The 14,021-nt window shown below is 44.6% G+C and carries 12 protein-coding genes; 2 read left to right on the forward strand and 10 right to left on the reverse strand.

Translation table 11 applies throughout. The annotated features are described in order from the left end of the window. Positions 1-267: 267 nt before the first annotated feature. The 5 genes from AR543_RS02620 to AR543_RS02645 all read right to left on the reverse strand — a co-directional run bounded on the left by AR543_RS02620 (position 268) and on the right by AR543_RS02645 (position 6,549). Entirely contained in the window at positions 268-2,007 is a 1,740-nt protein-coding gene (locus AR543_RS02620) for an ABC-F family ATP-binding cassette domain-containing protein (protein ID WP_060531599.1), read from the reverse strand. A 245-nt stretch (positions 2,008-2,252) separates the two neighbouring features. Then, entirely contained in the window at positions 2,253-2,540 is a 288-nt protein-coding gene (locus AR543_RS02630) for a hypothetical protein (RefSeq protein WP_060531604.1), read from the reverse strand. Positions 2,541-2,649: 109 nt separating this feature from the next. Further along, positions 2,650-3,291, reverse strand: a complete 642-nt coding sequence (locus AR543_RS02635; RefSeq protein ID WP_060531606.1) for a hypothetical protein — start codon at positions 3,289-3,291, stop codon at positions 2,650-2,652. A 92-nt stretch (positions 3,292-3,383) separates the two neighbouring features. Then, on the reverse strand, positions 3,384-4,628 hold the full coding sequence (locus tag AR543_RS02640) for a TerD family protein (protein ID WP_060531608.1): 1,245 nt from the start codon (positions 4,626-4,628) through the stop codon (positions 3,384-3,386). Between the two features lie 655 nt (positions 4,629-5,283). Beyond that, on the reverse strand, positions 5,284-6,549 hold the full coding sequence (locus AR543_RS02645; RefSeq protein ID WP_082472096.1) for a VanZ family protein: 1,266 nt from the start codon (positions 6,547-6,549) through the stop codon (positions 5,284-5,286). A 414-nt stretch (positions 6,550-6,963) separates the two neighbouring features. Here AR543_RS02645 and AR543_RS02650 point away from each other — a divergent pair, with 414 nt between their 5' ends. Together AR543_RS02650 and AR543_RS02655 are read left to right on the forward strand one after the other, a co-directional pair. Beyond that, on the forward strand, positions 6,964-7,977 hold the full coding sequence (locus tag AR543_RS02650; protein ID WP_060531612.1) for a YndJ family transporter: 1,014 nt from the start codon (positions 6,964-6,966) through the stop codon (positions 7,975-7,977). Next, positions 7,974-8,636 (forward strand): YczE/YyaS/YitT family protein, encoded by a 663-nt coding sequence (locus AR543_RS02655; protein ID WP_060531614.1) that lies wholly within the window; start codon positions 7,974-7,976, stop codon positions 8,634-8,636. Before AR543_RS02650 ends, AR543_RS02655 begins: the two co-directional genes overlap by 4 nt. 155 nt (positions 8,637-8,791) lie before the next feature. Here the strand turns inward: AR543_RS02655 and AR543_RS02660 are convergent, their stop codons facing one another. From AR543_RS02660 to rlmH, 5 genes are all read right to left on the reverse strand, one after another. After that, entirely contained in the window at positions 8,792-9,193 is a 402-nt protein-coding gene (locus AR543_RS02660) for a VOC family protein (protein ID WP_060531615.1), read from the reverse strand. Between the two features lie 379 nt (positions 9,194-9,572). Continuing rightward, positions 9,573-11,072, reverse strand: coding sequence for an aldehyde dehydrogenase family protein (locus tag AR543_RS02665; RefSeq protein WP_060531617.1), 1,500 nt, complete (start codon positions 11,070-11,072; stop codon positions 9,573-9,575). A gap of 33 nt (positions 11,073-11,105) precedes the next feature. Next, positions 11,106-12,191: a 5-methyltetrahydropteroyltriglutamate--homocysteine S-methyltransferase gene (locus AR543_RS02670; protein ID WP_060531619.1), complete on the reverse strand. Its 1,086-nt coding sequence runs from the start codon at positions 12,189-12,191 to the stop codon at positions 11,106-11,108. Between the two features lie 98 nt (positions 12,192-12,289). Continuing rightward, entirely contained in the window at positions 12,290-12,913 is a 624-nt protein-coding gene (locus AR543_RS02675) for a DUF2306 domain-containing protein (RefSeq protein ID WP_060531621.1), read from the reverse strand. Positions 12,914-13,223: 310 nt separating this feature from the next. Next, on the reverse strand, positions 13,224-13,703 hold the full coding sequence (gene rlmH / locus AR543_RS02680; protein ID WP_046212405.1) for a 23S rRNA (pseudouridine(1915)-N(3))-methyltransferase RlmH: 480 nt from the start codon (positions 13,701-13,703) through the stop codon (positions 13,224-13,226). Positions 13,704-14,021: the final 318 nt, after the last annotated feature.

Consider the following 14,021-nt stretch of genomic DNA (forward strand, 5'->3'; position numbering starts at 1 on the left):
ATTTCTTTTATCATACAAAGGATAGGTTCAAAAGAAAAGAAATATATGCAAACAAATGTTCCTGTATTTATTATATTATATATTTTCCATCGCTTGTTCATGTTCTTCCAAATGGACGAAGATATGTACTCCCAGCTATCCCGAAATCCATATAGCAAAAAGACACTGCGCTATTACTCATCAGTGTCTTTTTGCTGTTTATTCTTTGATACTATCGGGTCTTATAGTTCAATCCCGATTTGATTATTTGCATATAGTAGCTATACGTTACAGCGCTTTGATCAACGCTTCCAGCTCATCCACCAGCACTTTGGCAAGCTCGAAATTCGTATCTTTCAAAGCCAATTCAATTTTCATTTCAACCTCTTTTTTGTTTTGTTCCTTTTCCAGATAATCTTTGTCAAAATGACGCTTATAAATCATCTGTCTGAATTTGCGCATACTCATTTTGCGGATCGTTTTGTTGTCGATGATCAGCACATAATCCATACCGTTAACGACGGAATAGAAATCATGGGAGATCATGAGGATTGCGCCTTTGTATTCCTTAATCGCTTTCTCCAAAGCAATTTGTGTATAGATATCCAGATGGCTTGTCGGTTCGTCGAGCAGCAGCAGATTGGCGTTGCTGGAAGCAATCTTCGCCAATTGCAGCATATTCTTCTCACCACCGGACAGCGATTGAATCTTCTGATTCAAGATTTCCCCTTCAAAGCCATAACTGGACAGGTATGCTCTAATATCATCATACGTGCTGAATCCGGCCTCGATAAACTCATCCAGAATGCTATTGGAATCGGTCAATGTCTCGCCTTGAAGCTGGGATAGGTAACCGATCTTCACGTCGTCATGGATCGTAATCGACTCCTGTTGGTTTCGGAAAATGTCTCGCAGTAACGTTGTTTTCCCTGTTCCATTGGCGCCGATAATCGCCACTTTATCTGTCGATTTCATTTCAAAATCTACATGCTCCAGCAGCAGTTCGTCAAACGAAACCCCATAATCGTTTACCTGCACGATAACCGTATCTTCCAGTTCATGATCCAGACCAAACTCCATACGCGGCTGCTTAATATCCACGAATGGTGCCTTGATCCGGCTCGCTTCGAATCGTTCCTGTACCTTCATTCTGGCTTTTAGCGCTCTGCCTCTGGATTCATCGGAATTGTACGTTGCAATGGTACGCAGATTATCGATCAGGGCTTCATTGCGCGCCACTTCTTCCGCTTCGGCAACGGCAATTTCCTGCATCTCCATCTTCATTTGCAGCAAGGAGAAGTTGTAATCGATATAGCGTCCATCAAACTCCTGAATTTCGGCATTTTCGAGATGAATGATCTTATTAAAACAATGATTCAGCAAATAGCGGTTGTGCGTTACTACGAGCAGCATGCCTTTGTGCGAATTAATAAGGTTTTTGAGCGCATTGAGATTTTCAAAATCCAAAAACACATCCGGCTCGTCCATAATCATCAGATCAGGGCGATTCAGCATTTCCTTCATCACTTGAACCAGCTTGAATTCACCGCCGCTCAAGGAGGAGACGTCTGTATCTTTTAGCTTCATGAGGTTGGCGAGATTGAGCTGCTTATTGATTTTGCTCTCAAAATCATCGCCCCCGAGAGCTTCAAGCGCATCCAAAGCCAGCTGGTACTTTTCCATAAGCGCATCCATATCCGATGTGGTCGCCATTTCGGCATAGATGTCAGTAATCTCATCCTGGATCTTCATGAATGGTTCTGCAATATATTCAAAAACGGTGATTTCTTTGGTCGTATCGACTTGGGAGAACTGACTGACATATCCAATCGTATACTCCGGATCGATCTCCAATTTGCCATCGTACAAATAACGCTGCGGGTCCATCAGGATATCGATCAGCGTACTTTTCCCGCTGCCGCTTGTGCCGATAAACGCGCAATGCTGCCCTTCCTCAAGCGTAAACGTGATGTTGGTATAGAGTTCTTTCTGGGGAAACGAGAAAGACAGATTTTCAACTTTGATCATAGTGTTACCTTTCTGTATAGCCAAAATGGTGATTATTTTTAGTAGGGGTAGTACAAAACGTGGATGTTGTGTTTGCCATTCCTCAGAGTAACACTGTTTGGAGGGAAGTACAATTGATTTGTGGGTTTTATTCGCAGTTTGAGACAGTAATATTTAATCGAGCCATTGCCGTACATTACCTTTGCTATATTACTGTTCATCAGGACAATATTTTTGCTTTGATCCAGCTCATGATCTCTATCTGACTACATATCCCGAAGCCGCGAAGTATCCAGATATTCTTTTCCCAAATAACCGCTGCAGAGAACCGGACGATTCACGATTTCGTAAAATTTCTTCATATCCATCACTCCGTCTACCTCTTTAGACCATGTTTTGAAGAAGTCGAACTCTGCTTTGGAAATTTGGTGGTACTCTGGGGAATCGGTTATCCCGGTTAGAACCTCATAGGCATAAATACCCTCGCCAAACTTGCCTACCGATTGATATCTACCTTTCTTCAGGCGTACATATTCGGTGTATCTGATTGGCATAATCTCACTCATCCTTTCCTATGTTACTTAATCATCTTTAGCTTTTTAATGCTGCAAATGATGCTAGATGAAGCACTGGCAGATTCGCAGCTGAAATTGCCAATAGTACTCAGGAGAATTGCCAAAAACCTGCTACAGGATGCTCAATCTCCAGCACTTTTATTTTGGCATAAATATATAATGCCCCAAAACCAAAAGGATAGCTGCCCTCTTCGTGAAGCAGCGTGTCCGGGTAACCCTCTTCATCGATCTGAAATAGAAAAGAAAAAGAGTTCTTTTTGAGCTTCGCCGCATAATAGTCTTCCTGCTGAATCAGTCTTGGATGGCCGCCCACTTTGATCAAAAAAGGCTGGTCGTTCGATTCTTCATCCTTGCTTTGTTTCCCGCGGGAGATGGTGTGTTTGATCAGATGCGGATGAGCAAACGTAGTGTGGATACTTTCTATTGCAGCAGGATGCTCTATCACTTGGATCGAACAATCCGGATACATGTTATTTTCCAAGTAGTCTTCATAACTGTCCGGAATAAAAATAGAGATCATATTTCCCGGTCGGAACGGATGAATAAAACTGAGGTAAAATCGATATCGGGAGTTTCCCTGATGGATCAGATCGGATCGATCATCAAAGAAAGCAGGTGCATTCCCACCGATCCAGCCAGCTCCATATTCATCTGTTCCAGCTAGATGAGCATGATACAGGATACAGTCTGTTCGTTGATGCAATATGTTGTCTTGATTCTCCATAGCCATTTTTCAGCTCGCCTCCAACGAATTTCAAATAATGAAAGCTCAAGCCACTTATCTGCTTGAGCTTTATCGTTTTCCTACGCGACTAATATATATTATTTATAGTCATTTAAAGGTCCTTCATCCATGATTACTTCTACCATATTCGAAGATCCCATTCGCAGCATAGGTCGGTACTCCGAATCCGGTCTGCTGTACAGCTCCAATGGGCTAATAATAACCCCATCTGGTGTATTATGCAGAATTCCCGGTACACAGGTATAGATCTGGTCATTATTATTAGCATTCTTGGCGGAGATCGTCACGGACGTTCCTTTATGATTATCAATACTCATGGATACCTTGTACCGGTAAAATGAACCGGTGCCATTGGACTGCGCGGAATACACCACAGGAACGACAGCCAGCACATCGTCTCTTAATCTTAATTTGATAATCTCTGTTTTCTCTGAATTCTTGCTTCTCCCTACATCGCCCATATGCTCTACGGTCCCGTTACCAAAACTCCGTAGAGGCGGCACTCCCTCCGCACCAAACATCGCTACATCGATCTGCTCTCCATTCCTGGTGTAGACCAGAGCATAGATGTCGTAATCCGTTCCCGTCTTCCAGGATACCGTAGCTGTAATCTCGGGTGTCTTCTCAATAATGACTGACTTTTGTCCTTTATCGAGATTGACCTTGCCGGTTACTTTTACGAGATTGATCGATGAAGGCAGCTGCTGGTTATTAGGTGCAGGAACAGATAAAGGCGTAGCCGACTGTTGGGAGGTAGGATTGGGCATAGTCTCGGTTACAGAAGACAGATCGGGTTCGTTCGCTTCAACCTCAACCCCGTAGTTTTGGCATAATCCATCCAATCCGGAATTAAATCCACGCCAGATTGATTTTGCTTTGGTCTGTCCATTTCGTAAGTATAACTCCAGCACGATGATTCCATTTTCGCTCGTGAACGTGGATGGAGTTAACTGAATATTCGTATTGTCGGTATGGATCTCGGCTTGCAGATTCTTCACATTCGCAAATCCCGTACTGTTATCCTCTGTCAGCGTTACAGCTATTTTGGTGATACCGGCAGGGACTTTGTCCATGTCAAAGTTAAGCTTATGAACTTTGGTATCGCCTGTTGTCTCGGACGGAAGAAGCGTAGCTACACCGGTGGCACTGGTTGGTTGATTATAAAAGATGATCCCGCTATCTCCCTGCACTTTGTCGGCATCGGTTAACAGAAAGGCTGTTAATGAAATATCGATGGATGCAGAAACTTCATGGCTAATTGTGATATGACCTTTGGAGGCATCTAAGGTTGCATTGGCTCCCATTTGCAGAAATTGATTCACCTGTAACCACTCCTGTCTATTAATAGCTCGCATTCAAGCAGGCTTTTTAAATGCTAACATTCAAAATATGTACTGACTCCCTTATATTAACACAGCAAGGAAATGCTCAGAATATATATAAATATACAAGCAGAAAGCTATTCTCGCAGCAATAGTTTTCTGAGTAATTTTCTTTGATTTTGCTTTGATAAACTGCTATTGTTCATGAAGTGGATAGGTAATCAGGCGTTCTTTTCTAAAGGCAGTGTCAAAATTTTATTGAAATCATCCTATTGTCTGCTATACCATCTTCTTTATACCATTCAAGTCCTGTTAGACACGCCTCTAATTTCTTGGTGTTCGATGATTTCAATAAGAGTCGGGTGACTTAGATCCTGATAAACAAAAATAGTTACCATTATGTACGACCTCCATATCTCTTTTAGTCTTGTATACTGACGATTACCTTGCCTTTCTACCATTACTGTAGATCGTTATCATGTCATTACACAAGACCAAAAATGTTGAGATACAGAAGTGATATCTGACGAAAATCACAAAAATATTTATTCCAAACAGCATTGCCTCAAGTAACGTTCCAATCGAACCGTAATTCGAAGTATATGCTCATCTATCATGTTCATTCTATAGAGAACTTTATAAAAATTCGCTTTACTCAAGAATTAGATATAGCCGGTATGAGCGTTTCCCACTGTTCTCCATTCACCGTTCCGCTGAAGCGATATGCCGGCTGGTAGTATCCTTTTGAATCATACGTATACGCCAGCTCATATTGCTTAACTCGCAGCAGATCGCCTTTCTTCATATCGTTATACACCGAGAAATTCCCTTCAAGGACTTGCGCATAAGCTTGTGCCGGACTCATTACCTCCACTTTACGCACATATTTATTCTGATTCATCATATAAAACAAATCACGAGGTACCTTCTGGCCAATAGCAGAAGGCATAATCATGACCATCCCGCTAGTAAAACCCTTTTCGCCCTTTGCAATACCATCCACCGGTTTTCGGATATCCCATCTCAGCGTATCTTCGTTCTGTAGGCTAAATATAGTATCCGCGGGTAGAATATCGTTGTCACGCATCCAGTTTTCATAGACCTCTCTATGCTTCACTACTTCTTCTTTGGTGAGCTTAACCGTTTCTCCGCTCTCGCCATATAACTGCCATCCACCGTCCTGCAGATTATAATTGAACGTGTAGGAGATTCCGCTACGATCTGTAAATAACCAGATTCGGTTCATTCCATCTACTCGTTTTCCCTGCTTTTGCTGAAGATCAAAAGACTGCTGAACCAGCTCAGCCATATGCTTACCATATTCCAGATTGTAAATGTGATCATTGACATACAGTGAAACCATCTCTGCTTTCTCCGGAAGCTTGGCATCAAGTTCAACCTTCACCCCCTCCATATCCTGTTTGATCGCCGGCCGGATCGATAGATTACCCAGCTCTTTTGCCTGATAGATAGCGAGTGCACTGGTGAACAATAGAACAAAAGCCATTGGAATACATAGCGCCAGCCCTGCCGATTTGAAGTGCAGCTTGCGCTGCTGCACACTGTCCAGAATCGCCTGCATGATCAAGTAGCCTGCTATACTGCCAAGCGTGTTGTGGAAAATATCGTCTAACTCAAAGATGCCTCTTCCGCTAATCATCTGGATCAGCTCGATCCCAATCGTTACGATTAGAGAAATGATAAGTACAGGCGTAAAGCGCCGTATTCGCATGCCCAGCAGCGGCAGCAAAAAACCAAGCGGCATAAACATCATCATATTAAAAAGGATGAGTTGAAATTCGCTGAGCGACCATTGATTCCATGCACTCAGATAGCCGCTAAACAGTCGGAAGTTCACCCATCCCTCAAAGTTGGCTCCTCTACTGAATGTGGTTAACATCATGACCAACCCAAACCACATGATAAGCAAGCAACTTGCTGCAAACTGTGTGGCCGAGAACTTTCTTTTTCCGCCTCTTTTGCGGTATAAAACGTATAAAAAGGAGATAACGCCTAAAAATAATAATGCGATAACTAATACCTTGGGTAGAAACGGTAATAGCGTGCTGAGTATTCCTTGAATATCTATGTTTGGACTCCCTTCATTTGCGTGGCATGAAATGATAATGAGTTTTGCTATACGTTAGACGCTGCATACTCGTATTAGGTAACAGCCTATTTGAAAATGACTGGAGGCTTCCCTATTACCGTGATAGATCTATCGGCAAATAACTATGTTAAACTACTACAAAAGAACCGGCTATCCATGAGAACGAATACTTTACCAACAGGGATAGGCACATCTAACACAAAGCACCATTAGAAAGGAGCCGTTATGCATCGTTTCCAGCAGTCAATGATGAAATCCTTATTCGTACCTATAATTCCAGGTGCAATCATCGTCATTCTTCTATTTTTTCTTGAATATTTTCAATTTGAATTGGTCGAAAAGTTTCTGTTGTTTGCGGCTTTTGTTATTGTACCTCTGGTCATTTTACTGTTGAAGTACGATGAGAAGAGTACCCATCTACAGACGATCTATACTGCTATAAAGTGGTTTCAATTTCCCGCAGCGCTGCTTGCTCTATCCTCTGTGATGAGCAGTAATGATTGGGGATTGGAAGGTACAGCTATACCGGGTATCCTATCTCTTGGTTGGCTATTGCTCACCTTGCTGCTTTGCCTGTATGGGATAGCCAATATATCGATACATAAGGGGAAAATAGCGGAAATTGCGATTGGTGCAGGACTGGTTTACTTTTTTATCGGGGGTATTTGGTTCACGTTGTATCAGTATCAATGGACGCTCTTCCAGGCGAATCCGGCTACGCATGCATTAAGTTCGGTTCACTTTCATTTTTCCTCTGCAATCGTTCCGATTTTTATTGGTATGCTGGGACGGATCATGACGAAGAAAAGCTGGTATCCATGGGTCGTTGCTATCGATATTATCGGGCCTGTTCTGATCGCGATCGGTATGATCTTCTCCAAGCCCATTGAGTACATTGGTGTTACGTTGTTTGCTTGTAATATTGCGATCTACACTACGTATCTCCTTACGTACTTGAAGCGAAATCCATTATATAGAAAGGCAGCCGTCTTTTTAGTTGTTTCATGCCTGGCTTTCTACACCATTGTGGTCGTCTCCATGTTCTATCCATTGCTAAAAAGGAAGTTTGACTTAACGATCCTTGATTTCATCCCTATTTACGGAGCGCTGCATGCATTTGGGTTTGTTTTATGTGGATTGATCGGGTGGATCTACCTGTTAGATTCTCTTAAGCGAAAAAATCATTACCATATTCTTGATGAGCGGAATGATAATCTGACGATAGGACGGTTCATATGAGAGGATTCATCACTGCATTAACAGATCCAAAGCGATTAATCATTATGCTGGTCGGCAACATTTTTTTGGGTATGGGAATTAGTATTTTCAAATTGTCTGGTTTGGGGAACGACCCTTTCAGCGGTATGGTGATGGCACTTGCGGATACGAGCGGGATCGCGTATGCTCTCTTTCTGATCTTGTTGAACCTGTCCTTGTTTATGGTACAGCTTATCGCGGGACGCCGATTTATCGGAATCGGGACTATCGTAAATGCCGTATTTCTAGGTTACTTCGTTACCTTCTTTTATGATATTGGGTTAAATGTACTGGGCGAACCCCAACTGCTGTGGCAGCGCGTGATTACGGTCGCGATCGGCGTCGTCGTATGTAGCTTCGGCGTGTCTCTGTATCAGACTTCCAATGTCGGTATCGCCCCTTACGACTGTCTCTCCTTGCTGATGAGGGATCGCTTTCCGCAAGTCAGCTATTTCTGGCACCGAATGTTTACGGACGCGTTCTGTGCGTTGATTTGCTTTATTTTCGGAGGCATTATTGGACTGGGGACGCTGGTGTCCATGTTCGGACTAGGACCGATCATTCATTTCTTTAATGTGCATGTTGCGGAAAAGCTCTTGGGGGAAAGACGGTTGGAGGAAAAGGCGGAGTTGGAGATTTAACGATTCGCCTTTTCGCATACTGCGAAAAAGCAAAAAGGAAATCCCGGGCATCGCGGATCTTAGCACCGGGATTATATTCAGCAGCAGCTGCATCAGCGTTTGCTGCAGAGTGTTGGACCATTCTATTGAATGGATTATAATTGCAGACGATTCGTCTACCGATCTCTGAACCGTTCGATCGCGGCCTCGCTCATCGGTTCGAACAGATTAACCAAATTGCCGTCGGGGTCACGGAACAGCATCGAACGATTCCCCCACGGCATCAGGGTCGGCTCTTGTACCCATTGATCGACCCACAGCTTCAGACGCTCATGCTCCGCTTCGAGGTTCTTTACGCGAAGCTCGATGATCATTGTGCGATTCGATGCGGCTACCACGGAATCGACCCCGAATAGCTGCGCAGTCTGAGAGTGGCCGATAGCAAGCGTGCCCGACCCCATGACGATTTCAGCAAATACAGGCGCCGGCCGCTCTGCCACGATCCCCGTAACCTTTTCGTAAAACTCGACCAGACGATCTACATCGTCCGTGATGATGCGTACTGACGCGAAATTCATAAATAATCATCCTTTCTGCGATTCGACGATAAATTCGGCTGTTTAGCGTCACCGCTTTATAACCTGTTTGTATCGATGGGTTATCCGTTCGCAGGTTTAATCATAACGAATCGCTACTGACAGCGTGATGTCAGTAGTCTTTTGAAGTTTTTATGATTTTTGCGCAAAAGATTCCCTCGTTCCGGCAATCCTTCATTCGGACATCCGGCCTGTCTTGAAGTTCGAGCCCGGTGTCTAGTACGTCAACCGCTTAAACCTGAATTCGGCTTTATTATAGCAAAAAGCCCTATCCGCCGATCCTTGAGATTCGGTAGATAGGGCTTTTAATTAGAGTCTAAACCCGCAGCAAACTGCAGGATTCTGGAACAACATCTACTCTTTATTCGGGAATATAAGGAAGATCCAGCATCTTCGGCACATTGATCACATGCTGCTCCGTATATGTGCGGATGCCTTCTGTACCATATTCGCGGCCAATTCCGGATTGCTTCACACCGCCGAACGGGAACTGAACGTCCAGCCCCTGTACGGCAGCGGTATTAATCATAGTCGTTCCGGCTTCGAGCTGACGCGCCAGGAGAATCGCATCTTCTTCCTTCCCCCATACCGAACTCGTCAATCCGTAGATACTTTCATTGTGGAGCTGAATGACCTGCTCTTCATCATCAAAAGGCAGAATCGGAACGGTAGGACCGAACTGTTCTTCCACCACGATCGGATCATGCACGTCACAATCCAGAACGAGCGTAGGCTGCAGGTAGTATCCTTGGTCGAACAGCTTCTGATCCAAAATTGTGCCGAGTGGAATGACCTTCGCGCCGCGCTGCTTCGCATCTTCAACCAGACTCAGCACGTAATCCCGCTGCTTCACGTTGTTGACCGGGCCTACTGTCGTATCCGGATCAAACGGATCGCCGATACGAATCCAGCGATTGGCTGCCTCGATATATTTCTCCACAAACTGATCATAGATCGAACGGTGTACATACACGCGCTTGGCGATCATACAGATCTGACCCGTCGTAAGGAAGTTGGAAACGACGATCCGGCGCATGGCGCGCTCGTCATTTACGTCAAAGCTCTCCAGAAAAATAGCTGCATCGTTACCGCCAAGCTCAAGCGTCATATCTTTAATCGTGTCGGAAGCCGCTTTGATAATATGCTTGGCCGTCTCGGTTCCGCCGGTAAAAGCGATTTTTGCCACATGCGGATTCGTAGTCAGTTCAACGCCTACATCCGCAGCTCCATGAACGACATTAATGACGCCCGCTGGGAATTCGCTTGCGATAATCTCTGCCACTTTCGCTGCCGCCAGCGGCGCATACGGACTTGGCTTCAGCACAATCGTGTTGCCCGCCAGCAAGGCAGGAGCAATCTTGATCGTAGACAACGCAATCGGATAGTTCCATGGACTAATCGCAGCCACCACACCAATCGGGTCATACGACAGAATCGTCTTGCCGTGATCATGCTCCTGAATTTCTTCCTTGAGAGCCGCTGCTGCTTCATTACAAGCAAACTCCATCCACATCAACGCAACATAAATTTCGCCGTGCGCATCATACAATGGCTTGCCATGCTCTCTGGACAGCAAATGTACGATTTCGTTCTCGGCTGCTCTAATCTTCTCGATCGCTCTGCGCATGCTCGCAACGCGCTGCTCGATATCGGTTTTCTTCCATGTTTTAAAAGCAGCGGCTGCAGCTTCGATCGCTTCGACAGCTTGTTCTTTCGTCGTGACAGGGAAATAGCCAACGATCTCGGTCGGGTTCGCCGGATTCTCTTTGGTCGATTGGGAAAGGGACTTTACATTCTGGCCATTGATCAACGCTTCAACAGTAACGATGTTCACAGCTTCTTGGTCTGCTTGAATTGTCATTGTATAACCCCTTTTTTTATCTGAATAAATGGATTACGCCCATACCTCGTCTGCAATTTCCTTCACGTAACGAAGCTTACGCCACTGCTCGTCTTCGGTTAAAATATTGCCCTCTTCTGTAGACGAAAATCCGCATTGCGGGCTCAAACAAAGCTGCTCCAGAGGCACATACGTAGCCGCTTCAGCAATCCGGGCTTTGATGTATTCTTTATCTTCTAACTCGCCAGTTTTGGAGGTGAGCAGACCGAGCACGATTTTCAGATCTTTGCGATTCACATGTTTTAAGGAATCAAAACTGCCTGAGCGCTCATCGTCAAACTCCAAAAACAATCCATCTACGTCCAAGCCGCCGAAGATCACCTCAGAAGCGTAATCATAGCCACCCGTCGAGAAATAATTCGATTTGTAGTTACCGCGGCAGATGTGCATCGTCACTACCAAATCCGCCGGTTTATGAGCCAACGATTCGTTAATCATACGCTGCATCGTTTTCAACTCTTCCGCAGGATCCAACCCTTTGGCACGTAGCTTATCGTGACCCGCTTCCGAGAAGAGGTCTGCCCAGGCGGTATCATCCAGCTGCAGATAGCGACACCCTGCGTCATAGAAAGCCTGAATCGCTTTTTGATACGCCGCGATCGTGTCCTGCAGGAATGCCTCGCGATCCGTATAGACATTTGCACCATTCTCCAAGCGATACAGCAGCATATTCGGACTCGGAATTGTCTGCTTTGCCACAGCGTCACCTGCATGCTGCTTAACGAACTTGAAGTCCTCCAGGAAAGGGTGAGTCGAGAAATCCACTTTGCCTATAACGCGAATTCCGCCTTTACGCGTTTGCATATTGTGGAATTGTGGTCCGTCGATTTGCTCATACAGTTCTACGCCGTCCAGACCGCCGAGGAAATCAAAATGCCACCAGCTTCTGCGCAGCTCGCCATCCGTAACAGCTAGCACGCCATTTTCTTTTTGCTTTTCAATAATGCGGATAATCTCTTGGTCTTCTACAGCTCGTAATTGTTCATGGGTGATGCTGCCTGCTTTATATTGTTCGCGTGCCTGACTCAAGTTGCCAGGACGTAAAAAACTACCTACATGGTCATGTCGAAAGGGTATCATATCACTTGCTCCTTCTGCCTTTTTTGTTCTCATGAGTATAACATGAGGGAAGAGGAGTTCTGTCATATGAAAAAAGCATGTCTGGTCATATGTTGAGGCTATAGCTGACGTAACCTCATTCTGAAAATTACGGCTTCTATAACGAGCAGATTAGGAATCCAACACAGCCAAGCGACAACCCGAAACGCCGCCTCGAAATCGCCAAGCAGAATAGCCAACGGCGCTAAAAAGATTCGAAGCGTGACCGCTGAAAAAGTAAGCGCGTAACTGCGAAGCATCCATTCTTTATGAGCCTGGATGTCTTTGGACATAATTTTTCTTGTTGCCGTAAGCGTAGTCCCTACCCACAATACATCGAGCGACATGAATCCAAGACTGGAAACCCAACCGCCTGTCGCAAAAAGGGATAAATACACATTCACGACCCCACTCAGTACAATCGAAAAAACATATCCATACCCGAATAGACGATGCCAGCGTCTTCTGGCAGGTGTTGGCTTTATAAATAGTTGAAAGGGTCCTATAACCAAAGCAAATATCGCGGTGAAAATATGGACGTACAGCACATAGACCCAGGGTTTGAGTTCAAAATCTGGCTTTGGCAATTTGAAAGAAACCAGTCCAGCATCACTAGCTTTCAGAATGCCATACTGAACCATTGCGTATCCGGCAATCGCAAATGCGAGAATGAACACGATTACTCGAACCATTTTACTTGTCATATTCTCAAAAACCCCTTTTCCTATCGGTAGGATATTTACTCTAAGTATAGGGGATTGAATACTGTAATCTTTGCCTTTTCTATTAGATTTTTTGCCTGATTCAACAAATTCTGTCGTTTAATAAAAAAATCCGCCAAGCTTCATGCCCGCGGAAATTGAAAATTCGTTTACGTGTGTGTTTCACTTCAACTACTGTTGGTCTTGATGCCACTTTGTGGTATCTCTAGTTGGAGGAGGTGCTTGTTGTCAGAATCATAGTTCTAGCATGTTTTGTAGTCTCTATCTGTACGATAATTCTCACCAGTTCACCCTATTTATGATACGGCTCACCCCTGTTAATCTTCACCGCCCGGTAAATCTGCTCTACCAGTACCAATCGCATCAGCTGATGCGGCAGCGTCATCCGTCCAAAGCACAGCTTCTGCTGCGCCCGCTTCAGCACTTCATCCCCAATCCCATGACTGCCGCCAATCACAAATACCACATGGCTGCTACCATATGTACCGAGCTTATCGATCTCGGCTGCCAGATCCTCGGAGCTCCACAGCTTGCCGTCCAGCGTCAGTGTAATCACATGCGCATCCGGCTTGATCTGTGCCAGGATTCGCTCGCCTTCCTTGTCCTTCACAATCCGTACCTCGGCATCACTGAGTGTATCCGGTGCCTTCTCGTCACTAACTTCGATCACCTGGAATTTGATATATGGGGTCAGCCGCTTGGCGTACTCGGCGATTCCCTGTACGAGATATTTTTCCTTAAGCTTGCCTACTCCAATAATCTGTATGAACATCGATATCCTCCTGAATTCTACTGTCTCTGTATAGTCGTCCGTCGCTGGAACTCACATGTTATTATCATACCAGATATCCGGGTAGAGTCTGCTACTATGATCTTTCATCATTTCAAAAAAACACGTATACTTTACTTTTAAATTTTATTTTGAATGAATACATTCTTTTATGTAGACTATTTATACGACTCACCTACATAAGGAGGCTTAATATGATCATAGGAGTTATCATTTTTTTCATCATAGTTACTTCTCCGATCTTGTATCGGCAAAATCGAATAATACGTGTATTGGAAGAACAAGTACGTGCAATGGATG

The organism is Paenibacillus bovis (genome assembly GCF_001421015.2).
Taxonomy (GTDB): Bacteria; Bacillota; Bacilli; order Paenibacillales; family Paenibacillaceae; genus Saccharibacillus; species Saccharibacillus bovis.

Bases quoted from the DNA above. Each gene is read 5' to 3' on its own strand.
- AR543_RS02620 (WP_060531599.1), bottom strand. From the start codon at position 2,007: ATGATCAAAGTTGAAAATCTGTCTTTCTCGTTTCCCCAGAAAGAACTC.
- AR543_RS02630 (WP_060531604.1), bottom strand. From the start codon at position 2,540: ATGCCAATCAGATACACCGAATATGTACGCCTGAAGAAAGGTAGATAT.
- AR543_RS02635 (WP_060531606.1), bottom strand. From the start codon at position 3,291: ATGGCTATGGAGAATCAAGACAACATATTGCATCAACGAACAGACTGT.
- AR543_RS02645 (WP_082472096.1), bottom strand. From the start codon at position 6,549: ATGTGGTTTGGGTTGGTCATGATGTTAACCACATTCAGTAGAGGAGCC.
- AR543_RS02650 (WP_060531612.1), top strand. From the start codon at position 6,964: ATGCATCGTTTCCAGCAGTCAATGATGAAATCCTTATTCGTACCTATA.
- AR543_RS02655 (WP_060531614.1), top strand. From the start codon at position 7,974: ATGAGAGGATTCATCACTGCATTAACAGATCCAAAGCGATTAATCATT.
- AR543_RS02660 (WP_060531615.1), bottom strand. From the start codon at position 9,193: ATGAATTTCGCGTCAGTACGCATCATCACGGACGATGTAGATCGTCTG.
- AR543_RS02665 (WP_060531617.1), bottom strand. From the start codon at position 11,072: ATGACAATTCAAGCAGACCAAGAAGCTGTGAACATCGTTACTGTTGAA.
- AR543_RS02670 (WP_060531619.1), bottom strand. From the start codon at position 12,191: ATGATACCCTTTCGACATGACCATGTAGGTAGTTTTTTACGTCCTGGC.
- AR543_RS02675 (WP_060531621.1), bottom strand. From the start codon at position 12,913: ATGACAAGTAAAATGGTTCGAGTAATCGTGTTCATTCTCGCATTTGCG.
- rlmH (WP_046212405.1), bottom strand. From the start codon at position 13,703: ATGTTCATACAGATTATTGGAGTAGGCAAGCTTAAGGAAAAATATCTC.